Source organism: Psychrobium sp. 1_MG-2023 (genome assembly GCF_030689115.1).
Classification (GTDB): Bacteria; Pseudomonadota; Gammaproteobacteria; order Enterobacterales; family Psychrobiaceae; genus Psychrobium.
Window position 1 is genome coordinate 22,967 of the sequence record NZ_JAUYVJ010000034.1, and the last position, 21,801, is coordinate 44,767.

Annotated in this window: 22 protein-coding genes; 10 read left to right on the forward strand and 12 right to left on the reverse strand. The window is 42.7% G+C overall.

What is annotated here, in order from left to right; all coding sequences use genetic code 11:
- Nucleotides 1-93 precede the first annotated feature (93 nt).
- The gene (gene recQ, locus Q8W26_RS15370; RefSeq protein ID WP_305473736.1) at nucleotides 94-1,914 is read left to right on the forward strand and encodes a DNA helicase RecQ; all 1,821 of its coding nucleotides are present in this window, start codon (nucleotides 94-96) and stop codon (nucleotides 1,912-1,914) included.
- A gap of 162 nt (nucleotides 1,915-2,076) precedes the next feature.
- Nucleotides 2,077-3,276, forward strand: a complete 1,200-nt coding sequence (locus Q8W26_RS15375) for a conjugal transfer protein TraF (RefSeq protein ID WP_101213652.1) — start codon at nucleotides 2,077-2,079, stop codon at nucleotides 3,274-3,276.
- Nucleotides 3,277-3,635: 359 nt separating this feature from the next.
- On the opposite strand, the gene tdh is transcribed toward Q8W26_RS15375, so the two are convergent.
- From tdh to Q8W26_RS15390, 3 genes are all read right to left on the reverse strand, one after another.
- The gene (tdh, locus tag Q8W26_RS15380; protein WP_101213651.1) at nucleotides 3,636-4,661 is read right to left on the reverse strand and encodes an L-threonine 3-dehydrogenase; all 1,026 of its coding nucleotides are present in this window, start codon (nucleotides 4,659-4,661) and stop codon (nucleotides 3,636-3,638) included.
- 2 nt (nucleotides 4,662-4,663) lie between these two features.
- Nucleotides 4,664-5,854 (reverse strand): glycine C-acetyltransferase, encoded by a 1,191-nt coding sequence (locus Q8W26_RS15385; protein WP_101213650.1) that lies wholly within the window; start codon nucleotides 5,852-5,854, stop codon nucleotides 4,664-4,666.
- A gap of 222 nt (nucleotides 5,855-6,076) precedes the next feature.
- Entirely contained in the window at nucleotides 6,077-6,736 is a 660-nt protein-coding gene (locus tag Q8W26_RS15390; protein ID WP_101213649.1) for a TetR/AcrR family transcriptional regulator, read from the reverse strand.
- A gap of 144 nt (nucleotides 6,737-6,880) precedes the next feature.
- Here Q8W26_RS15390 and waaA point away from each other — a divergent pair, with 144 nt between their 5' ends.
- Nucleotides 6,881-8,155 carry a lipid IV(A) 3-deoxy-D-manno-octulosonic acid transferase gene (waaA, locus tag Q8W26_RS15395; protein WP_101213648.1) on the forward strand — a complete coding sequence of 425 codons (1,275 nt, stop codon included), beginning with the start codon at nucleotides 6,881-6,883 and terminating at the stop codon, nucleotides 8,153-8,155.
- Here the strand turns inward: waaA and Q8W26_RS15400 are convergent.
- Nucleotides 8,152-8,871, reverse strand: a complete 720-nt coding sequence (locus tag Q8W26_RS15400; protein ID WP_305473737.1) for a 3-deoxy-D-manno-octulosonic acid kinase — start codon at nucleotides 8,869-8,871, stop codon at nucleotides 8,152-8,154. The genes waaA and Q8W26_RS15400 overlap by 4 nt on opposite strands.
- Before the next feature lie 110 nt (nucleotides 8,872-8,981).
- Between Q8W26_RS15400 and Q8W26_RS15405 the strand changes: the two genes are divergently transcribed.
- The 3 genes from Q8W26_RS15405 (at nucleotide 8,982) to Q8W26_RS15415 (ending at nucleotide 11,222) form a co-directional block, all read left to right on the forward strand.
- A complete protein-coding gene (locus Q8W26_RS15405) occupies nucleotides 8,982-10,073 on the forward strand; it encodes a glycosyltransferase family 9 protein (protein WP_101213646.1) in 1,092 nt (363 codons plus the stop codon).
- Between the two features lie 95 nt (nucleotides 10,074-10,168).
- Entirely contained in the window at nucleotides 10,169-10,630 is a 462-nt protein-coding gene (locus tag Q8W26_RS15410; protein WP_101213645.1) for an adenylyltransferase/cytidyltransferase family protein, read from the forward strand.
- Nucleotides 10,620-11,222, forward strand: coding sequence for an SDR family oxidoreductase (locus Q8W26_RS15415; protein ID WP_101213644.1), 603 nt, complete (start codon nucleotides 10,620-10,622; stop codon nucleotides 11,220-11,222). Before Q8W26_RS15410 ends, Q8W26_RS15415 begins: the two co-directional genes overlap by 11 nt.
- Nucleotides 11,223-11,661: 439 nt before the next feature.
- Here Q8W26_RS15415 and Q8W26_RS15420 read toward each other — a convergent pair whose 3' ends face one another.
- The gene (locus Q8W26_RS15420; protein ID WP_101213643.1) at nucleotides 11,662-12,705 is read right to left on the reverse strand and encodes a CDP-glycerol glycerophosphotransferase family protein; all 1,044 of its coding nucleotides are present in this window, start codon (nucleotides 12,703-12,705) and stop codon (nucleotides 11,662-11,664) included.
- A 30-nt stretch (nucleotides 12,706-12,735) separates the two neighbouring features.
- Nucleotides 12,736-14,181 carry a capsule assembly Wzi family protein gene (locus Q8W26_RS15425; protein ID WP_101213642.1) on the reverse strand — a complete coding sequence of 482 codons (1,446 nt, stop codon included), beginning with the start codon at nucleotides 14,179-14,181 and terminating at the stop codon, nucleotides 12,736-12,738.
- A 134-nt stretch (nucleotides 14,182-14,315) separates the two neighbouring features.
- On the opposite strand from Q8W26_RS15425, the gene coaD reads away from it, so the two are divergent.
- Complete coding sequence (coaD, locus tag Q8W26_RS15430) at nucleotides 14,316-14,801, forward strand: pantetheine-phosphate adenylyltransferase (RefSeq protein ID WP_101213641.1); 486 nt, start codon at nucleotides 14,316-14,318, stop codon at nucleotides 14,799-14,801.
- Between the two features lie 48 nt (nucleotides 14,802-14,849).
- On the opposite strand, the gene Q8W26_RS15435 is transcribed toward coaD, so the two are convergent.
- Nucleotides 14,850-15,914 (reverse strand): CDP-glycerol glycerophosphotransferase family protein, encoded by a 1,065-nt coding sequence (locus Q8W26_RS15435; RefSeq protein ID WP_101213640.1) that lies wholly within the window; start codon nucleotides 15,912-15,914, stop codon nucleotides 14,850-14,852.
- Nucleotides 15,915-16,037: 123 nt separating this feature from the next.
- On the opposite strand from Q8W26_RS15435, the gene Q8W26_RS15440 reads away from it, so the two are divergent.
- Nucleotides 16,038-16,895, forward strand: a complete 858-nt coding sequence (locus tag Q8W26_RS15440) for an adenylyltransferase/cytidyltransferase family protein (protein WP_305473738.1) — start codon at nucleotides 16,038-16,040, stop codon at nucleotides 16,893-16,895.
- Between the two features lie 139 nt (nucleotides 16,896-17,034).
- Here Q8W26_RS15440 and mutM read toward each other — a convergent pair whose 3' ends face one another.
- The 5 genes from mutM to radC form a co-directional block, all read right to left on the reverse strand.
- A complete protein-coding gene (gene mutM, locus Q8W26_RS15445; protein ID WP_101213639.1) occupies nucleotides 17,035-17,850 on the reverse strand; it encodes a bifunctional DNA-formamidopyrimidine glycosylase/DNA-(apurinic or apyrimidinic site) lyase in 816 nt (271 codons plus the stop codon).
- Nucleotides 17,850-18,350 (reverse strand): hypothetical protein, encoded by a 501-nt coding sequence (locus tag Q8W26_RS15450; RefSeq protein ID WP_101213638.1) that lies wholly within the window; start codon nucleotides 18,348-18,350, stop codon nucleotides 17,850-17,852. The genes mutM and Q8W26_RS15450 overlap by 1 nt, the downstream gene beginning before the upstream one ends.
- A gap of 52 nt (nucleotides 18,351-18,402) precedes the next feature.
- Complete coding sequence (gene rpmG / locus Q8W26_RS15455; protein ID WP_101213637.1) at nucleotides 18,403-18,555, reverse strand: 50S ribosomal protein L33; 153 nt, start codon at nucleotides 18,553-18,555, stop codon at nucleotides 18,403-18,405.
- 11 nt (nucleotides 18,556-18,566) lie between these two features.
- Nucleotides 18,567-18,803, reverse strand: a complete 237-nt coding sequence (gene rpmB, locus Q8W26_RS15460; protein ID WP_101213636.1) for a 50S ribosomal protein L28 — start codon at nucleotides 18,801-18,803, stop codon at nucleotides 18,567-18,569.
- 208 nt (nucleotides 18,804-19,011) lie between these two features.
- Nucleotides 19,012-19,686 (reverse strand): DNA repair protein RadC, encoded by a 675-nt coding sequence (radC, locus tag Q8W26_RS15465; protein ID WP_101213635.1) that lies wholly within the window; start codon nucleotides 19,684-19,686, stop codon nucleotides 19,012-19,014.
- A gap of 102 nt (nucleotides 19,687-19,788) precedes the next feature.
- On the opposite strand from radC, the gene coaBC reads away from it, so the two are divergent.
- Together coaBC and slmA are read left to right on the forward strand one after the other, a co-directional pair.
- Complete coding sequence (gene coaBC / locus Q8W26_RS15470; protein ID WP_101213634.1) at nucleotides 19,789-21,000, forward strand: bifunctional phosphopantothenoylcysteine decarboxylase/phosphopantothenate--cysteine ligase CoaBC; 1,212 nt, start codon at nucleotides 19,789-19,791, stop codon at nucleotides 20,998-21,000.
- A 74-nt stretch (nucleotides 21,001-21,074) separates the two neighbouring features.
- A complete protein-coding gene (gene slmA / locus Q8W26_RS15475; protein WP_101213633.1) occupies nucleotides 21,075-21,659 on the forward strand; it encodes a nucleoid occlusion factor SlmA in 585 nt (194 codons plus the stop codon).
- Nucleotides 21,660-21,801: the final 142 nt, after the last annotated feature.

Sequence of the window (21,801 nt, forward strand, 5' to 3'; positions counted from 1 at the left end):
AAACAATTTAAACAAGCATTTTAATGAGACAATTGTTGCCCTGTGCATTACACTACACACATTATTTAAGACTCAAAATAAGTTGCGATTACAGTGTCCTCACCTTCTGCACAATTATCTTCTCCACAACAAATACTTAGCCAAGTATTTGGTTATAGTGAGTTTCGTGCGGGACAGCTTGATATAATCAATCATGCCGTTAGTGGTAATGACTGTTTGGTGATCATGCCAACCGGCGGCGGTAAGTCATTATGCTTTCAAATCCCCGCATTATTAATGCCGGGGCTGACCATTGTTGTGTCGCCATTAATTTCGTTGATGAAAGATCAGGTCGATACACTACAGGCCAATGGAATAAATGCGGCTTACCTCAACTCAAGCCAAACTAGAGAAGAGTCTCTCGCGGTGCTTAACGCGATGCAATACGGTGAACTCAAACTCATTTATGTTGCGCCAGAGCGACTGATGCTACCAAGCTTTCTCGATCGCATTCAACAGCTACACATTTCATTAATAGCGATTGATGAAGCGCATTGTATTTCACAATGGGGTCATGATTTCAGGCCAGAATATGCAAGTCTAGGCCAGATAAAGTCCGTTTTACCCCAGCCGCCAATCATGGCATTAACGGCAACGGCTGATGATGCAACACGCCAAGAGATTTCATCGCGCTTGAATTTAAACAACCCGTTTTATCATCAGGCGAGTTTTGATCGGCCTAATATTCGTTATACCTTGTATGAAAAATACAAACCTTTCACTCAGTTATTACAATATTTAAAAACTCAACCGGAGAACTCCGGGATTATCTACTGTACTACGCGTAAGCAAGTGGAAGAAACGGCACTGAAGCTTCAGCAACAGAATTATTCAGTTCTGGCATATCATGGTGGTATGGAGCACAGCCAACGACAAAGCGTGCAAGAAAGTTTTATTCGTGGTGATACCGACATTGTAGTGGCCACAGTTGCTTTTGGGATGGGAATTGATAAACCCGATGTGCGCTTTGTGATTCACTATAACATTCCTAAAAATATTGAGTCCTACTATCAAGAAACGGGCCGCGCTGGACGTGATGGCATGAACGCAGAAGCGGTAATGTTATTCGATCCTAGCGATATTGGTAAGGTACGTTTTTTAATCGAACAAGGCAATAACGAAGCCCAGCAACAAGTTGAGCATCAAAAGCTGAATGCGATGGCTGCATTCGCCGAAGCTCAGACCTGTCGTCGCCAAGTGTTACTCCATTATTTCGGTGAATACGGTACTGAAAAGTGCGGTAACTGCGATATTTGCCTCGACCCACCGAAACATTTCGATGGCACCGTGGTCGCGCAAAAAGCCCTCTCCTGTGTCTATCGTGTTAAACAAAGCTTTGGTGTCGGTTATGTCATTGATGTACTGCGCGGCTCTAAAAATCAACGTATTTTAGAGTATGGTCACGATAAACTAAGTACTTATGGTATTGGTGTTGAGCATAGCAGTGAGTATTGGCTCAGTATTTTCCGCCAGCTAATTCATCTCGGTTATTTGCGCCAAGATATCACCCGCAGTTCAGTATTAGTTCTTAACCCTGACGCGCGTGCAGCGTTAAAAGGCGAACAGCGTATTGAACTAGCCGTACCACGATTACAGGCCATCACTAAGAGCACCTCCAGCAATCGCTCTCGTAAAGATGATTATGATTACGATGAAGTGTTATTTGCCAAACTACGTAAATTACGTAAGAAAATTGCAGATGAGCAAGGTGTTCCACCGTATGTGGTATTTAACGATGCTTCGCTGGCAGAAATGGCCGAGCAACAACCACAAACGCCATTCGAGCTGCTACGAATTAACGGGGTTGGCGAACGTAAATTAGAGAAGTTTGGTGACCCGTTCCTCGATGTGATCCGCAGCTATCAGTTTAATTAGTCCAGTTACATTATTCCTCACCCTATTGAATCTTAAGTTAAATCAAAAAATCATCAGTTAGCTAAAGTTCCATCGATTGGTGGATATGGCTATTTGTAATTATCTGTTACCATAACTAGTATTAAAGTTCTTACCGCTCTCACCAAATAATGGAAAGGTGCTATGTTAAAAAAAATACTCCCTCTAACTACTTTAAGCCTTAGTTTAGTTGCTACATCTGTGTTAGCTGCATCGGATACCCGCTCTCATGCGATGGGCGGCACGTCAGTTGCTTCATCAAATTATTTGTCGGCGACCCTGAGCAACCCATCGCTAATCGCTAAGCAAGCCAAAGCGGAAGATGACTTTGGCATTATGTTGCCAAGCATTAATTTCCAAGTACAAGACAAAGGTGAGTTACTGGATAACATTGATAACTTTCAAGATAGCTTTGATCATTTATCCAATCTATTAGAACAAGCTGAATTTGGTAGTTTCCCATCTCCAGAAGAGCTTACCCGCGCGCGAGCACGCCTAGCGACCGATTTAGCGCGCCTAGATAGCATCGCTTTGATCGAAGGTAACATTGCCGCAGCAATTGCTTCACCAAACCGCTATGGTGGTATGGGGCTTCACTTCAATACTGAGTTTGACTTGTTAGTAAACGTTGATATTGCTGAATCCGATGTAAATACCATCGCCAATTCTAATACACCTGATGAGCTCGACCAACTAGACTCTGAAGCACAAGTCGTTGGCGCTGCGATTAGTGAAATTGGCTTCTCTTACGGCCGCGAAGCTGAAATCAAGGGCACTAAGTTTAACTGGGGTGTCACTCCAAAATTCCAACAAGTTGATCTGTTTAACTACGTTGTTGGTGTACAAAGTTTTGATGAAGACGATTTTGACGCCAATAACTTTAAGACGACTGATGAGCAGTTCAATATCGATATTGGTTTATCAATGGAAGTTTACAAAAACGTGACGATTGGTTTCACCGCAAGCAACTTAATCGAGAATGAGTTCTTAGCCGTTGAACACAATAACCGCCGTCCATTATATGTTGTCGGCCCTGAGTACAAGTTAGGCGCAGCCTATCAAAATGATTTCCTAACCGTTGCAGCAGATATTGATTTAAATGCACCAGAAGGTTTAAGCCTAGAACCTGATAGCCAATATGTTCGCGCAGGCTTAGAGCTTAACGGGTTCGATTGGGTGCAACTACGTTTCGGTTACTCTCATGACCTTGAAGGCGAGCAAGACGATTTCGTTAGTGTTGGTCTTGGCTTCTCACCATTTAACGTGGTTAAGCTTGATTTAACCGCACAAAAAGCCGGTGATAATGAAGTGGGCGTAGGTTTACAGCTGTCTGTAATTTTATAAGCACGTAAAAGTCGTCGCCCTGAAATTTTTTGTTCAGGGCCTCGCTTTATTGTTAAGAGAGATTCCGGCTGAAACACTGCCGAAAAGACGAATAAGTTGTCGTCCTGAAAGGATTTTATGCAGGACCTCGCTTTATTGTTAAGAAAGATTCCGGCTAAAAGACTGCCGGAATGACGAACAAGTTGTCGTCCTGAAAGTGTTTTATTCAGGACCTCGCTTTATTGTTAAGAAAGATTCCGGCTGAAACACTGCCGGAATGACGAACAAGTTGTCGTCCTGAAAGTGTTTTATTCAGGATCTCGCTACCTTGTTAAGAGAGGTTCCGGCTAAAACACTGCCGGAATGACGCTGAGTGGGCACTAATCCCAGTTTAAAATAACTTTACCAGACTGACCTGACCCCATCGCATCAAAGCCTTGCTGGAAATCATCAATGTGGAAGTGATGAGTGATAATTGGCGAGATATCAAGACCCGATTGAATCAAACTAGCCATCTTATACCAGGTTTCAAACATCTCACGGCCGTAGATCCCCTTGATCACCAACCCTTTAAAGATCACCTGATCCCAGTCAATCGACATATCTGATGGTGGAATACCTAGCATAGCAATACGACCGCCATGGTTCATATTATCTAGCATGCTTTGAAAAGCCATTGGAACACCAGACATTTCCATGCCAACATCGAACCCTTCGGTCATGCCAAGCTCATTCATCACATCTTCAAGGTTTTCTTCAGCAACATTAACCGCACGCGTTGCGCCCATTTTTTTCGCGAGTTCTAGGCGGTATGGATTAACATCAGTGATCACCACATGACGCGCACCAACATGCTTACAAATTGCTGCGGCCATAATACCAATAGGGCCAGCACCAGTAATTAAGATGTCTTCACCGACTAAATCAAACGATAACGCCGTGTGAACCGCATTACCAAATGGGTCAAAGACAGCGGCTAAATCATCTGAAATATCATCAGGTAGTTTAAATGCGTTAAACGCTGGGATCACTAAAAACTCAGCGAACGAGCCTTCACGATTCACCCCGACACCTGTTGTATTACGGCACAAATGCGTACGGCCACCGCGACAGTTACGACAATGACCACAAGTGATATGCCCTTCACCAGAAACACGATCGCCAATCTCAAAGCCTTTCACTTCTTGGCCGATACCAACCACTTCACCGACATATTCATGGCCAACAACCATAGGTACTGGGATAGTACGTTGTGACCAATCATCCCAGTTATAAATATGCATATCAGTACCACAAATTGCGGTTTTACGAATTTTAATTAATAGATCGTTGTGACCAAGCTTAGGCTCTGGCACATCAACCATCCAAATGCCTTTTTCGGCTTTTAATTTACTTAGTGCTTTCATAATTAGATAACCTTAAGCTCTTTACCTACCTCAATGAAGGCAGCAATGGCACGGTCTAGTTGCTCTTTGGTGTGCGCCGCAGACATTTGAGTACGAATACGTGCTTGCCCTTTAGGAACTACAGGGAATGAGAAACCAATAACATAGATGCCTTTCTCTAATAACAAATTAGCCATATCAGACGCTAGCTTTGCATCTCCAAGCATCACAGGAACAATCGCGTGATCAGCACCAGCGAGGGTGAATCCAGCGGCTGTCATTTGCTCGCGGAAGTATTGTGCGTTTGATTTAACACGGTCACGAAGCTCTTGGCCTTCAGCCAGCATATCTAATACTTTGATTGATGCGCTAACAATCGCTGGAGCTAATGAGTTTGAAAATAAGTATGGACGAGAACGCTGACGTAACCACGCAACGACTTCTTTACTAGCAGAAGTGAAACCACCCGATGCACCGCCTAGTGCTTTACCCAGTGTACCCGTGATAATGTCAACGCGATCCATCACTTCACAATATTCATGCGTACCACGACCTTCTTCGCCAACAAAACCAACGGCGTGAGAGTCATCAACCATCACTAATGCATCATATTTGTCCGCTAAATCACACACACCCTTAAGGTTTGCGATAACGCCGTCCATTGAGAATACACCGTCAGTGGCGATTAATTTAAAGCGTGCGCCAGCTTCTGTTGCAGCGATTAACTGCTCTTCTAATGCCGCCATATCGTTATTAGCGTAGCGGAAACGTTTTGCTTTACATAAACGAACACCGTCGATGATTGATGCGTGGTTTAATGCATCAGAGATAATCGCATCTTCTGGGCCTAATAAGGTTTCGAATAAGCCTGCATTCGCATCAAAACATGAAGAGTATAGAATGGTGTCTTCCATGCCTAAAAAGTTGCTTAATTTGTCTTCAAGGGTCTTATGAATGTCTTGTGTACCACAGATAAAGCGAACTGACGCCATACCAAAACCATTGTTATCTAAGCCTTGCTTAGCCGCTTCAACTAACTCAGGATGGTTAGCTAAACCTAGGTAGTTATTAGCACAAAAATTCACTACATCGCCCGCAGCAACTGAAATACCAGCCTGTTGCGGCGAAAGCAATTGGCGCTCTTCTTTATATAAACCTTCAGCTTTAACTTGAGTGAGTTGTTGATTAAAAAAATCATTAAATGCGGTAGACATAATGCCTCCTTAAAGAAAATAAGTAGCACAACAACTGTTCAATTTTAGGACAATTGTTGCAAAATATCCTGCTAGTTTAGTTGGAATCAGCAGCTAAAGCAGCTAGAAATGATGTTTTTGAGAGCAATATTAGATTTTCTCAAGGTAAAGATATCCTTACACCCGCAAATAACTGAAAATACTTAATATATTAACAACAACAATATCGATTAATTAGAAAATCTAATCCAAGTGCGTACCGATGCTCTGAGCTTCAACCGATTCTTTATAGTCAGATTCTATTTTTGAGATGGCTTCTAGACCTGATGGGGTTAAATAGCCCTTAAAAATGCCAATCACTTTAAGCACGCCATCGGAGATAGTTGCTTTAGTAATTTCTTGTTGAGTTTGAGTGTGTTGATAACTGATCCAGAAAGTCACCACCAGTTTTAAAGTGTGCGCCAAATCTTCAATCATTTCATCTTCAATCGTCGTATAACCTTGACCACGCATCTCTTTTAAAATACCAACCATACGCTGATTCAGTGCTTTTTGTGCTTCGAGATAGCGCTGATGTAATACATCATCACGAGCCAAAATATCCGGCAAGTTGGCATAAAAGAAACGGAACTGCCACATCGAGTAGAATACACGATCGATGTAAAACAGCATTTCATCCATCCCCACACTACTTGAGTCGCGCGGCTGAAACATTTGTGCGAGGTTTTTTTCATACAATTTGTAGATAGAACGGATGATGTCATCTTTATTACGGTAGTGATAATATAAGTTGCCTGGACTGATCCCGACATGAGCGGCAATATGATTGGTGGTGACATTACGTTCACCCTGCAAGTTGAAAAGCTCAATGCTGCCTTGGATAATTTTATCTTTTGTTTTCATTAGTAGTTTTTCACTATCTTATTATCAATACGTACCGTAATCGACTGTTAGGATCTTTTCTATTTCGAAAGAAACAACGTATTATGAGCGCTATTACCACTCGGTGAAGTCAATGTAACTTGTTATGCGAGACGAAGCAAAATAATGAATCGATTTTTTTATACCCTACTCATCTACTTAGCGACACCGATTATTTTATGTTACTTGGCGTATCGAGCATATCGGAGCAGCGACTACCGTGGGCGTATTGGCGAGCGCTTTGCCTTATCCCCCTTAAAGCCAACTAAACCAGCAATATTGATTCATTCCGTTTCCGTCGGCGAAACCATCGCGGCTACGCCATTAATCAATCAGATCATTAAACGCTACCCAGATTATCAGGTCGTGGTAACGACCAGTACACCCACTGGCAGCGCAACGGTAAAAAAAGCGTTTAGTGACCGAGTTATGCATTGTTACTTGCCGTTAGATTTACCCGGCAGCATGTCACGTTTTCTTGAACAGTTAAAACCTGAGTTGTGCATTATCATGGAAACAGAACTATGGCCAAATCTCATTCATCAATTAGATAAGCGCCATATTCCGACGTTATTAGCAAACGCGCGCATGTCACAAAAGTCCGCCACTGGCTACCTTAAAAAAGCCAAGCCGTTGATGGCAGAAATGCTCAATAAGCTTGATCAGGTATCTGCCCAGTTTGACAGTGATGGTCAGCGTTTTATCGAGTTAGGCCTACCAGCAGAACAGTTAAAAGTAAGTGGCAGCATCAAGTTTGATTTAACCATTAGTGACGAGCTAATCGAGCAACAGCGACAACTTAAACAACAATGGGCCAGTGAGCGACCTGTCTGGCTTGCTGGTAGCACTCACCCGATTGAAGACCAACAACTGTTAGCTTGCCATCAGCAGCTTTTGACCCAGTTCCCCAACTTATTATTGATTATAGTGCCAAGGCACCCTGAGCGTTTTGACGATGTCGCGCAGCATTGTCAAAACACAAGATTTGACTTTGTTCGTCGTAGCCAAGGTATCGCGCCATTGGCGACAACACAGGTTGTAGTTGGTGATACCATGGGGGAGTTATTGCTGTTTTGCGGGGTTAGTGATGTCGCCTTTATCGGGGGCAGCCTAATTGAGCGTGGCGGTCATAATCCACTCGAACCAGCAGCCTTAGGTGTTCCAGTGCTAATGGGACCTCATGTTTATAACTTTAGCGATATCAGCGAACGTTTGGTCACCGCTCAAGGGATGCAGCAAGTCAGTGATAGTGACGAACTAACCCAACGCTTAACAGAATTATTTAGTGATCAAGACCAGCTCGATTGCATGGGCAGAAATGCCAAAGCTTTAGTACAAGAAAACCAAGGCACACTGGAGCGTTTATTAAGCTGGGTGGATAAAAAGCTAACGCGAACCTAATTGATAATCTCTCGATTATAACCTCGCATCAGGCTATCCCAGTTTTGCGACGTAAAGTTAAAACGGTCGAGCTTATTTTTCTCTTTATTAAATGAGCGTAATAAGCGGTCAAGGTTATCCTGACACCATTGACCTGCGGTGGCTTTAATTTCACCGCGATCAAAGTCAATCAAACACGGCTTATCGTTACCATCTAATAAGATATTATGCGCATTAAGATCCGCATGATAGACCTTATGTTGATGGAATAAGGCAATGGTCTCACCAATAGCTTGCCATTGCTCACAAGGCAGTGGTGCTTCTGTTAATATCGCGACCAAGTCTCGGCCACCATCAACCATTTTCATTAATAAGTCAGCACGATAGACTAAACCGTTACGCACTACTTGAGCAGCAATGGCACGACACGCAGGTAAATTAAGTTGTTCTAGCTGATGTAACAATGTGAACTCTTTATAAGCACGGCTCGACTTCAGTCCAGAAAATAAATAAGCGTCATTAATAAGCTTACCGATTAAACCACCACGATAATAATGGCGCAGCACCATTGGCGCTTGCTCATCACCCACAAACCACGTGACATTGCGACCGTGAGATTGCCCTAAAATTTTTCCCTGCTCTTGCCAATAAACGGCATCAAACCACGACGGGGTTACATCAAGTTGTGGCGAGCTAATCAGCCAACGATTTTTTAATTGTGTGATTTGAGGTTGCAATGGGATCTTCCAATGATTTTTTACGCATTCTAGCATTTGCGCCAATATAATTGCAGTCTCTATTCGTGTTAGAATCGAGCGATATTGACAGCCACTAAAGAATTAACGCCATGAGTTACCCAGGGGATCAGCCACAATCCATTTGTATTTTACGCCTTTCAGCAATTGGTGATGTTTGTAATAGTGTTGCCGCCGTGCAAGCCATTCAACGACGCTGGCCTGAAGCCCAAATTACTTGGGTCATTGGCAAGGTTGAAGCAATGTTGCTTGAAGGGTTACCAGGCGTTGAGTTCGTTATTTTTGATAAAACAGCAGGTTTACAAGGCTACAAAGATCTGCGCAAAGCATTTAAAGGGCGTAAGTTTGATGTGCTATTGCAAATGCAAGTGGCATTGCGTGCAAGCTTAGCCAGCTGGTGTATTAAAGCAAAATTCAAAGTTGGCTTTGATAAAAAGCGCGCCAAAGAAGGCCAATGGTTGTTCGTCAATCGCCGTATTCGTGGTCAAAAGGCCCCTCATGTTTTAGATGGTTTCATGGAGTTTGCCCATACCGCTGGTGTCACTGACCTCGAACCTCGCTGGGAAATGCCACTGCCACAAAGTGATGAGCAATGGGGCATTGACCACATTAACCCTAAAAAACGCACCTTGATTATCTGTGCTGCGGCAAGTAAAGCCGAGCGTAATTGGAATAGTGAAGGTTATGCAGCAATTAATGATCATGCTCAAGCAAGGGGCTGGCAAGTTATCTTATGTGGTGGCCCCACTGACTTCGAAATTGAGTTAGCACAAGAGATTGAGCAGCTTGCCAAAGCGCGTCCTGAGAATTTAGTCGGTAAGAGCTCATTAAAACAATTACTCGGTCTGCTTAAACATGCTGACTTGGTCATTGCTCCTGACACTGGACCTGCGCACATGGCTGTGACAGTCGACACGCCAGTGATTGGACTCTATGCTCATAGTAATCCGGGTCGTACCGGCCCTTATTCATGGCAGCAATATGTGGTCAGTGTTTACGAGCAGCACATCATTAGCCAACAACAGCGACCTATCAACTTAGTGAAATGGGGCGTACGCGCTAAAGGTGACAAACTAATGAATGACATCACCTTTAAAATGGTCAAAGACAAGTTTGAGACCGTCATTTTAGATCGAGGCTTAACTAAAATCACTGATCAACGATTTGAGCACCCGTTGCTATAAACGCAGTTAAAGGCGCGGTATTGACTGGTATTAAATAAAGACTTACACCATAATACTTTGCATATCTTTTAATGCAGCCTACTAAGGAGCATTGCATGCCAAATTCTGTTGTTTATGTATCTGGAACCTTCGATTTATTCCATAGCAACCACCTTAAGATGATTAACTATGGCCGCGGCTTAGGCGATACGCTCATTGTTGGTGTCAGTACCGATGAGCTGGTGTGTTCATATAAGAACCCACCCGCCATACCGTTTGAGGAGCGAATTGCCATTGTTGAGGGATTAAAACACCCCGATGTAGTGATTCCACAACATACCCTTGAGCATGTCGAAACCGTGCAGAATCTTAATATCGATATCTTCGTAATTGGTGACGACTGGAAAGGAAAGTATGACTACCTCAAAGAACACGGCGTCAAAGTGTTCTACTTCCCTTACGGTAAAGGGGCCAGCTCGACAGGCCTTAAAAAACAAATATTTAATGATTATAAAGCACTATTAGATAAAAGTGATAACCACCCGATACCGGACCCAGAGAGTAATAATGAAGCCTAAGTTATTAATTACTGGCGGCCAAGGTGATTTATCACAGGCACTTAAGCAATGCCTGTCGGCGCAATATGATGTTTTTACTCCTGGGCGTGACGAGTTAGATGTTACTAATCCAAACAGTGTCGAGCAGTATTTTGAGGGTAAATCCTTTGATGCGGTGATAAACAACGCGGGGACGCTTTACTCGTCGCTAATTGCCGATTCAGAGCCGAGTCAGTGGATCAACGATATCAATGTTAATCTGATTGGTAGCTATCTCACCTGTCGTTTTGCGATTGCTGCCAACCCCAAGGTTAAGATAATCAATGTTGCCTCTACGGCGGCATACGCTTCCTATAAAGATTGGTCATCATACTGCTGCTCTAAGGCAGGTGTACTGACTTTTTCTCATTGTTTAAACAACGATGGTTACGAAGTGTATTGTTTATGTCCCGGTGCCATCGATACCAAGCTACGCGACGGGCTAACGATTGCCAATAATAATGTCATGACATTAGAAGAAGCAGTAGAACCTTTTAAGGCTGTATTTTCTGGTGAATATACCAGCGGCGATGTCATTTTCTATCGGAAAAACCATCTAGAGCTCAATCCTTAATTAAAAAGGCTATGTACGAATTAGCTCGTTATAGGTATTTTTATCATTTTAAATTCAATATATTAAATATAAAAGACTGCTCTTCAACGTGAGGTATGCCCCGGTATTAATTGCCTTTAAGGGGAGAGCTGTTAGGAGAAAAATTCAGGGACGATTTTTTAGATTTTGGCGCATGGATGCGCATCAAAATCGGTAACGTTAAGACAGCTTTTCACTTAAAGATCAGCAATTAAATTACGGGTCGCCTTTCTTTTGGTTACTTTTCTTTGGCGAAGCAAAGAAAAGTAACTGGTGTGCTCGAGAAAGCACTAGATTATTCAGCAACTCGTCTTAGCACATCAAATATCAGTCGTGATTAACGAATCGCAACAGCTAACTAGGGCATAGCCATTAAAAATGGCCTGTGATCACAGGCCTTTCTATTATTCGTACTACTTGATTAAGACCAGTAACCTAGCTTGCGCCGCATCTTTAAATTCCTAAAGATATTTAATGGCTTTTTCTTCAAATGACCACGCCCATGCTCAAGCATGTGATGTGTCGCATCAAGTACACGTTGACTTGAATTGCCATCGTTATACGGGTGTAATCCCTGCGCGTAATCAACAATATGCTGAGATAACTCTGTAGACGGACTTAATCCCAACTCTATCGCCGCTTCTAACCCTTCGGGCGCATTTATATCAATTAAGTAATCACCGGGCTGAGAGTTATTAAGTGTCACAGCAGGTTTCCCTAACAGAGCAAACTCACCAATAATTGATGAGGTATCTGAGACCATCACATCCGCTGCTTGAAGGATATGCGCAACATCTGTATCTTCAACGACATGAAGGTTTTCAAGTGCTAACGCTTTATATTTAGCCACCCACTGCGGATCCATCTTCGGATGAAACTTAATCACCCATTGCCATGGCTTGCTTTTAGCTAAGCGTACAATTTCATCATACAACGCAGGTACCGATGTTAGTGCGGGTGAAAACGTTGGTGCAAATAATATAACAGGCGCTTCAGTCTGCTCAGGCCATTGGTAAGGAGCGCTACTAAATAAAGTATCAAGCTTAGGCCAACCCGTTTCAACCACATCAAAATAACCGTGTTGCTTGGCAAGTTCCTTAAAGCGTCCTGTGGTGGCAGGTCCATGCGGGCAATATAAGTCAAAGCAACCACGAATAACAAAGTGACCTTTCTTTTTCCACTCCAAGCCGTGAAATATTTGCACTTTAAGCCCCGGAATAAAGCTCGGCACAATGTTACCCGGAACATATGTGGCTGTCGGATTAAAATTAACGGCCTCTCTAGCCTCTGTAGTGTAGCGTTCTGACGGCTTAAAGTGACTTAACGTCACTTCATCACCATAAACAAACCACAGCACTTGACCACCTTGAGCGGTAATTAACTGTTGTAAAGGGCGCAAAATCTCAAACGAGTAATTTTGCGCAATAAAAAATAAATAATGTGGTGCAGGATTTTTATTAATCATTTAACACTTCCCAATTGACTGGCTTAAAGCCTACCACTGCCTCGAGACAGCTAAGCTAGAAAAGCTTTCACCATTAACATCTTTGCCTGCATATAAGTGAAGTCCTAAGAACTGTCCTGAATACTGCCAGTGATAATCTAATTGCAGATAATGACCACGCTCATAGGTGTTTGGCGAGACGTCCTCTGAATTAACATTTTCAATCGTATTATACTCAGCAGATAGACGACCACCAATATCAAGGTCGCGGGTGTATTTAAACCCTAATATTTTCGCGCCAATTGTGTCATCACTGATTTTTTCATCGCCCCACCAATGGCCCATTTTATGACCTTCATTGCTATAACCCTGATTATAAAGGTGGTGGGTATACCAGCGATCTTCAGCATATTGCGCGGTAATATTTAATGACTCACGTTCCGATAGATAAGGTAAAAACAAACCCAATGTATAGGTTTTATTCCCAAGTTTATAAGCCTTATAGTCATTAGTGTCTTCACCAGCGATTTCAACAATAATGCTATAGGGGTTGTTTTGCCATGACAGGTCAAAACGGCTCGCCAATGCGGCTTGCTGATTACCTAACTCTTCATTACAGTCTTGAAGGTCGGTATTACCACCGCAGTTATCACTATTCACTGGATCAATGATCGCATCCCAAATGTCACTTAAGCCAACTTTTCCTCGGCCACCGCCACCAAACTGCATGGTACGGCTTGCCGAAAATGTCCACCAGTCAGTGAATTTACTGCTTAGATGCATGGTTAAAAACCCTGGCTTACCCGTGGTTGCTTCACCATCAAACATAATGCCATCAACTTCAGCTAGCTCGCCAAAGCCCAGCTCATACATAATATCCCAGTCGGTTAATGGCGTGACATTAGAGAAAGTAACGCCAAGCATTGGTAGCGCTTGAGTCGATAGAAGCATAGAGCTATCTTGCAATGGCGATAGCCAATGCTCACGATAGCCAACATCAACTTGAAACTCTTCAACACCAAATGATAGGTAATTGCCAAACGGTAAAAATTTTTCATTTTTATCATAACCGCCGCCGATATTGGCGATAAAGTACTTGCTCGGCTGCCAAAAGCCACTAAATTCAGCGTAATAGCTACTGTCAGTGCTGCGACCACGAGAGTTTGGTAACGTTTTTTCAGTAGAGCTACTAACCCGTAATTCAGTTTCAAGGTGTGTGATACCATGAGGTTTTTTGTAACGTTTAATGTAACGATTAATACGAGCGTGCAGTTGGGGGTGGCTCTCTTTTACCTGATCAAGGTATTGCACCATGGTGGCAATATGATAAGGTTTTTTTAATGCAGGATAACCCGTTAGACTAACGAGACGCTCGACTTCAAGCTCAAATGTTGCATTAAGCTTAAGGGGTAAATACGGTGAAACTCCTGCGTGCGCCACAGGGGCCATCATCAGAAAGGTCAGGGGAAAAAGCAAAGCGCGACAGCGTTTGAACATTAGGAATTCCGATCATTCATCTAGTTAAAAATTGCGCGGCTATGGTAGCAAAATAAGCAACTTGTCGCTATAACTACATTATTGAGCATAAGCTTGATAATATGAGCAAAGATTTTTTTATTCAAAGGTATGTCATGAACAACACTGCAATTTACCCTGGTACATTTGACCCTGTGACCAACGGCCATCTCGATTTAATTGAACGCGCTGCAAAAATGTTTCAACAAGTGATTGTCGGCGTCGCCAATAGCCCGAGTAAAAAGCCTTTGTTTAATCTTGAAGAACGTGTTGATCTCGCCAAGCAAGTCACGGCACATTTACCTAATGTGATTGTGGTGGGCTTCTCTGGCTTATTAGTCGATTTCGCTAAAGAGCAAAATGCCAATTTTTTAGTTCGGGGTTTACGTGCGGTATCTGACTTTGAGTATGAATTCCAATTAGCCAATATGAATCGCCGTCTGCACCCCGAGCTAGAAAGTGTATTTTTAACCCCAGCAGAAGAAAACTCGTTTATTTCATCTACCCTTGTAAAAGAAGTTTCTTTGCACGGAGGCAACGTTAACGAGTTTGTGCCAGCGATTGTCACCCAGCAACTGTTAACTAAATTTCCTCGCTCATAAGCTTTCTTTAAGTGAGTGAATGCTAAGTGGTGTATTCACTCACAAAATTTAATGCTGCTCTATATACTGCACAATACGCTTTGAGGCTAAGCCATCAGTAGGCCCTACATGATCATGAGTGTATTGCGTACGCTGAGCTTGATACTCTTGGGGTTGCGCCAACTGTTGCGGAATCGCCTTAAGCAACTCTTTATACCCTTGCACGTGCAAACCAATGTCCTGATACAGCACATTGTCCTTACCAAAGCGTTTTTCAAAACGATAACGAAATGGACCGCGATAAGACCACTTCAACTTAAAGAAATTACACACAATCACTGGTTTATCGAGCGCTGCAAACTCAAACAACGTACTCGATGCTTCACTCAGTAAAATATCAGCATGCTTCATAAAAGGCAGTAAAGATAAGTCCTGCTCACTCGCCACATAAGCATTAGGGTAAGTAGACCATTTTGCCAATTTAGCGCGCTGCTTTTTATATTGTTCACGAGTATAGGTAAAAGTATGAGGCTTAATCAGCACGTTATAGTTAGCAAAATCTCGCGGCCAATCATCAGGAAAGCATTCTAACGAGCTTGGATTAAACGTTGGAGCGTATAAAATGGTTTGCTTGTTCGGATCGAGATTTAATGCAGAAAAATCAAGTCCAGTTTCGGTGTCTTGATACATTGGATCAAGTTTAGAGTAACCGACCTGAACAAAAGTGTCATTAGGGTAAAGTGCTTGAATTTTTTCCAAGCGCATAGCACCTTCCATAAAGCGTACCGTCATCGGCGTCACCGACTTATGGTAATAACTTGGCTTAGGACCAACGCCATGACCTAACTGTGCTGTTTTACTAGATTGATGAACATCATCAAGATATGAAAATGCGTTACCAAAAAATATCCAATCTGGCTTTAACTCTACATACAACTGCGCTGCTGCTTGTTCATTTTCAACCCAAGAGAAATCAACACCTAACTGAGCGAATAGTTGTTCAAAAACATCAGCTTTATTTTTGTTACTATAGCAAACAAACTTAACTCGATGTCCTTGCTGCCTTAATTGTTCACAGATAGGTAAATACTGCGGTAAATAATAAACATTAACCGTATCAAAAATGACAAACATAGCACTAACTCGCAGGTAAAAAGCTATTTTAGTCACCAAATTAACATTTATCAATCGATGTTGTAGACGCTTGTTACGTATTTATCTAAAATCAATCCATTAACACTTAATAGAGTACGCGATATGCCACAAGCGACATTAAAAAAATTTGGTTACCCCGAAAGCCTGATCAAAACGTATCAACACTGGCATGTATTATTGCGTCCGGGGCAACCGACCCTTGGATCTCTAATCCTGATTTGTAAGGATGATGTCCATCATTACTCCGATATTTCAGCAGAAGCAGCTAGCGAGCAAAAGCTCATTATTAATGACATCGAAGCTGTATTAAAAAAGCGTTTTGACTTCTGTAAGATTAATTACTTGATGTTAATGATGGTTGATCCAGCTGTTCATTTTCACGTGATCCCTCGTTATGAGTTTCCTGTAGCATTTTGCGATGACGAATTCAGTGATAGCCACTGGCCCGGCGCACCGGATTTAGCCGCTGATTTAGCATTATCTCCGGTGTATCAACAAGAGTTGTTAACGACACTTAAAGCCGATTTTGCACAGCTAAATCCAGCCAGCAATGAAACGAATAAGAAATACGCGCGCGTATTCACCTCCGGCTGCTTTGATATTTTCCATCAAGGTCATTTAAACATCTTAAAGAAAACTAAAGAGCTATGCGATTATCTCATTGTGGGTGTTTCAACTGATGAGCTGATCATTAAATCAAAAGGTCGTCCACCAGTGATCCCTTTTGAAGAGCGTATTTCAATTTTAGAAGCGAATAAATACGTCGATGAAGTGATTCCACAAATAGACAAAAACAAACAGAAAATCGTCGATCAATACAATATTGACGCCATCTCTGTGGGCTCCGACTGGAAAGGTAAATACCCTCCAGTCACTTGTGACATGATTTACTTTGATTACACGCCGAATGTAAGCTCGACTGTTTTAAAGCAAAAATTAAATATTACGCCAACTAAATAGATGGGCTCACGCCATTTAGCTGTTCAACCAAAGCGAGGTCCTGAATCAAACACTTTCAGGACGACGATATCTGATAAACACCAACACGTCGCTCCGGTATGTTCTTAGCCGGAGTCGTTCTTGTTCTAGTACACTACCATTATTGTTTAGGCTGACATACTGGACAAAAAACACTGGCTCTTTGCCCAAGTTTCACTTCTTCGAGCACTGTTTCGCAGCGTAAACATTTTTCCCCTCCACGGCCATAAACATACAGCGACTGAGCAAAATAGCCCGGCTTACCATCGGTTTGACTGAAATCTTTGAGGGTGGTGCCGCCTTGCTTAATCGCAGCAGCCAGCACTTGCTTTATAACAACCACCAACGCCATTAGCTTTTCGACTGGTACTTGATTGGCTGGAGTCTGTGGATGAATGCCAGTCAAAAACAGCGACTCATTAGCATAAATATTCCCCACACCCACCACCACAGGATTATCCATAATCACTTGTTTAATGGCTGCTTTACGTTTATTGCACATCACCATTAAGTGTTCGCTATTAAAAGCGTCTGTAAGCGGTTCAGGACCGAGTTTAGCAAAAACACTATGCTCGGTATCAGGTTCGCTAAACAACACAGCACCAAAGCGCCTAGGGTCATTTAAGCGTAAAACTTTATCACCAATGCAAACATCAACGTGATCATGCTTTTTTAACGCTGTCGAGGCCGCAATAACTCGCAAGCTGCCCGACATGCCTAAATGGATAATGATATGACCTATCGCCGTTTCAATGACCAAGTATTTAGCGCGGCGTGAGATACGTAAAATGGTTTGCCCAATCAACGACTGCAATTGTTGTTGTGGAATATCCCAACGCAATTTAGGCGTACGCACGACAATATCTGTGATAGTTTTACCCGTCAGGTGTTCACTGACTCCCATACGGCTGACTTCAACTTCGGGTAACTCAGGCATTACATTTTACTCTCTGGCGTTATTGATTCTAGCGCCATTAATTGATTCGGGGCAACACGCCAGCTTTGTTGGTTTAGTACGTCGGTGATTAACCCTGCTTGTGGCTGAATCCAGAAACGCTGTGGCTCAGTGCTACCCGCTAGCCACACTTTAACTCTATAGCCCGCCTCATCGCTGTCAGTTAACGTGACTTCACCTTGCAACGCTAACCACGTATTAATCACTTGTTCCGTTAATTCGGTAGTTAAATGGTTTGCCGGCGCAACACGCCAACCGCGCCCTAGGCGCTCAATAGAATAATTTGGATACTCAAGGGTTAAGATCATACTCTGCTCAGGTAAAATGGGCACAATGTCGCCTTCGGCATTATCGACCAACTTATCACCCATTAAGTTAAAAATAATGATCATGGCCATGCAAGAAAACATTAATACATTATTCCACCCTCGTTTAGATAAACCCACAGTAAACTCCTCAAGCATTGATTTAATAGCAGGCATAAAAAAACCCAGCAATGCTGGGTTTTTATCACATTCTGTAAAGAATAATCAATTACTTGATTTTAGCTTCTTTGTACATAACGTGCTTACGAACAACTGGGTCGTATTTTTTTAGTTCTAGCTTTTCAGGCATAGTACGTTTGTTTTTGTCAGTAGTGTAAAAATGACTACTAGCACTTGAGACTAATTTAATTTTATCGCGCATTTTCTAATTCCTTAAACCTTTTCACCACGAGTACGCATTTCTGCTAATACTGCGTCAATACCTTTCTTATCGATAATACGCATACCTTTTGTAGTTAAGCGTAATTTAACGAAACGGTTTTCACTCTCAACCCAAAAACGGTGAGTGTGAAGGTTTGGCAAAAAACGACGACGTGTGTGGTTTTTTGCATGAGAAACGTTGTTACCTGTTGCTGGTCTTTTACCAGTTACTTGGCATACTTTAGACATGTCTGTCCTCCAAAATAATCTTCTAAGCTCGAGCTTTTTATGTGCCTCGTTTGGCCGTCGCCCGAGGCACAAATGAGGGCGCATGTTATACAGTACAACACACACCAGATCAAGTAATGTTCAATAAAGAGGCATCTTTTCTTACTTTTTTAGCAAAAAACAGGGTATAGCTCTCAAAATCGCGGCAATTCTACCAGAAAAGATCCAATTAAAGTAGACCATGATCAGCAAAAGAATAAGGTGTTTTTTTACCAATGATAAAATGGTCTAAAACAGAGACATCAATTAACGCTAACGCCTGTTGAATTCGCTCAGTAATTCGACGATCTGCTTGGCTGGGTTCTGCAATCCCCGAAGGGTGATTATGACTTAAAATAACCGAAGCTGCGTTATATTTAATCACCTGCCGCACCACTTCACGCGGATAAACACTCGCCGCATTGATCGTGCCACGAAATAATTCCTCACATTCGATCAGCTGATGTTGATTATCTAAATAAATCACCACGAACGCTTCATAAGGCAACTCTCGTAATTGCATGGTTAAATAATCGGCGGTTAAAGCCGAGCTGGTCAGGGCAATCGGCTCACTGAGTTGCTGTTTAAAATAACGCTTACTCATTTCTAGCACTGCTTGCAGCTGAACATATTTAGCCGGCCCTAACCCCAACGGTTGACAAAATTCATCTTGTGTCGCCGCCAGTAATTTAGCCAAACTACCAAACTGAACTAATAATCGATTGGCAATATCAACCGCAGAATAGCCCTTAACCCCCGTGCGTAAAAATATCGCTAGTAGTTCGCTATCAGATAACGCACTTGCACCTTGTGTAATGAGCTTTTCTCTTGGCTGTAGTGCCTCAGGCCAGTGTTTAATTGACATACTCTCCCTCCTTGGTTAGCCCTTTATTATGGAACAAAAAATAAAAAACGGATGAATTTCGTGATATGTTATGGCCAAACAATTATTCAATAGCCTGTATCAATGACTGCTCAACAAACATTACAAAACAAAAACATTGTGCTTGGTATCACCGGGGGCATAGCCGCTTATAAAAGCCCTGAAATCGTTCGTCGTTTAAAAGATCAAGGGGCAGACGTTCGCGTTGTGATGACTGCGGGTGCGAAAGAGTTCATTACGCCATTAACCTTACAAGCGGTTAGTGGCAACCCGGTTGCTGACAGCCTTTTAGACCCTGCAGCAGAGGCCGCGATGGGACATATTGAGTTAGCTAAATGGGCTGATTTAGTCATTATTGCACCAGCCTCATCAAACACTATTGCCGCGATTGCAGCAGGTCTGGCCGGAGATTTGCTCACCACCCTATGTATCGCAACAGCGGCACCTATTGCTATTGCGCCAGCAATGAACCAACAGATGTATGCGGCAGCGGTGACGCAAGAAAATATTGCGCGTTTAACCAATCGAGGCGTACATATTTGGGGGCCTGCCAGTGGCGAACAAGCCTGTGGCGATGTCGGTCAAGGGCGCATGATTGAAGCGCTAGAAGTAGTTGAACAGACACTTAATTTCTTTACACCAAAGCCACCAGCATTTAAGTTATTAATTACTGCTGGGCCAACACGTGAAGCCATCGACCCAGTACGTTATATCAGTAATCATAGTTCAGGGAAAATGGGGTTTGCTATTGCTAAAGCAGCGCAGGCTTTAGGCGGTGAAGTCACTTTAGTGAGCGGGCCAGTCGCTCTAACCACTCCGCATAGCGTAAATCGTATTGATGTAGTTAGTGCAGAGCAGATGCATCAACAAACATTAGTCAACGCCCCACAGCATGATATTTTTATTGCCTGTGCAGCCGTCGCTGACTACCGCCCAGCATTAGTATGCGAGCAAAAAATCAAGAAAAATGATGATGATATGGTCGTTAGCATGGTCAAAAACCCTGACATTCTAGCCGACGTAGCAGCATTAACTGAGCAACGCCCATTTTGTGTTGGTTTTGCTGCAGAAACCCAAGACGTCGAAACCTATGCTCGCGGCAAATTACAACGCAAGAAGCTTGATTTAATCGCTGCTAACAACGTCAGCGTTACAGGACAAGGTTTTAATAGTGATGACAATGCGTTAACACTTTACTGGCCTAACGGTCAGTTAGATTTACCACTCACGAGCAAAGATATGTTAGCAAAACAGCTAGTGTTAGAAATTCTTAAGCATTACAATACTCAACACTAAACGTTGGTCACTTAGCTCATCAGTGTTTTTAATTTTAGTCGTATTAAATTTTAGTTAGTAGGATGACTCGCCACATGGCTGCAACGAAAAAATCGAACCGTCGTGAACAAATTTTACAATCTTTAGCCCACATGCTTGAAATACCGGGAAACCGTATTACCACAGCAAAATTAGCCGCTGAAGTTGGGGTCTCAGAAGCCGCGCTTTATCGCCACTTCCCATCAAAAGCACGAATGTTTGAAGGGCTAATCGAGTTCATTGAAGACTCAATTTTGTCACGCGTTAACATTATTACGAGCGAAGAGAAAAACACCCTATTACGCTGTCACCACTTAATTCAATTAGTCTTATTATTTGCTGAGAAAAACCCTGGCATCACTCGTATCCTAACTGGGGACGCTCTATTGGGTGAGCATGACCGTTTACGTGAACGCATTAGCTTATTATTCGAAAAGCTAGAAACACACCTCAAGCAAATCCTACGTGAGCGAAAACTACGTGAAGGAAAAAGTTTTGATATTGACGAAGCAGCGTTAGCTAATATGCTATTAGCTTATGCCGAAGGGCGAGTGAATCAATATGTGCGCAGTGGCTTTAAAGTTAAGCCAACTGACGGCTTTGAACAACAATGGCAACAGTTTGCTAAGTTGCTAGGTTAGCTATCAAACGCGAGGCCTCTGCTCAGCCTTTCAGGTAGGCTTTCCGGTAGGTTTTTAGCCGAAATCTCTCTTAATATCCTAAAACGAGACCCTGAATAAGAAACTTTCAGGGCGACGAAAGGCACAAGACTACTTAACACCG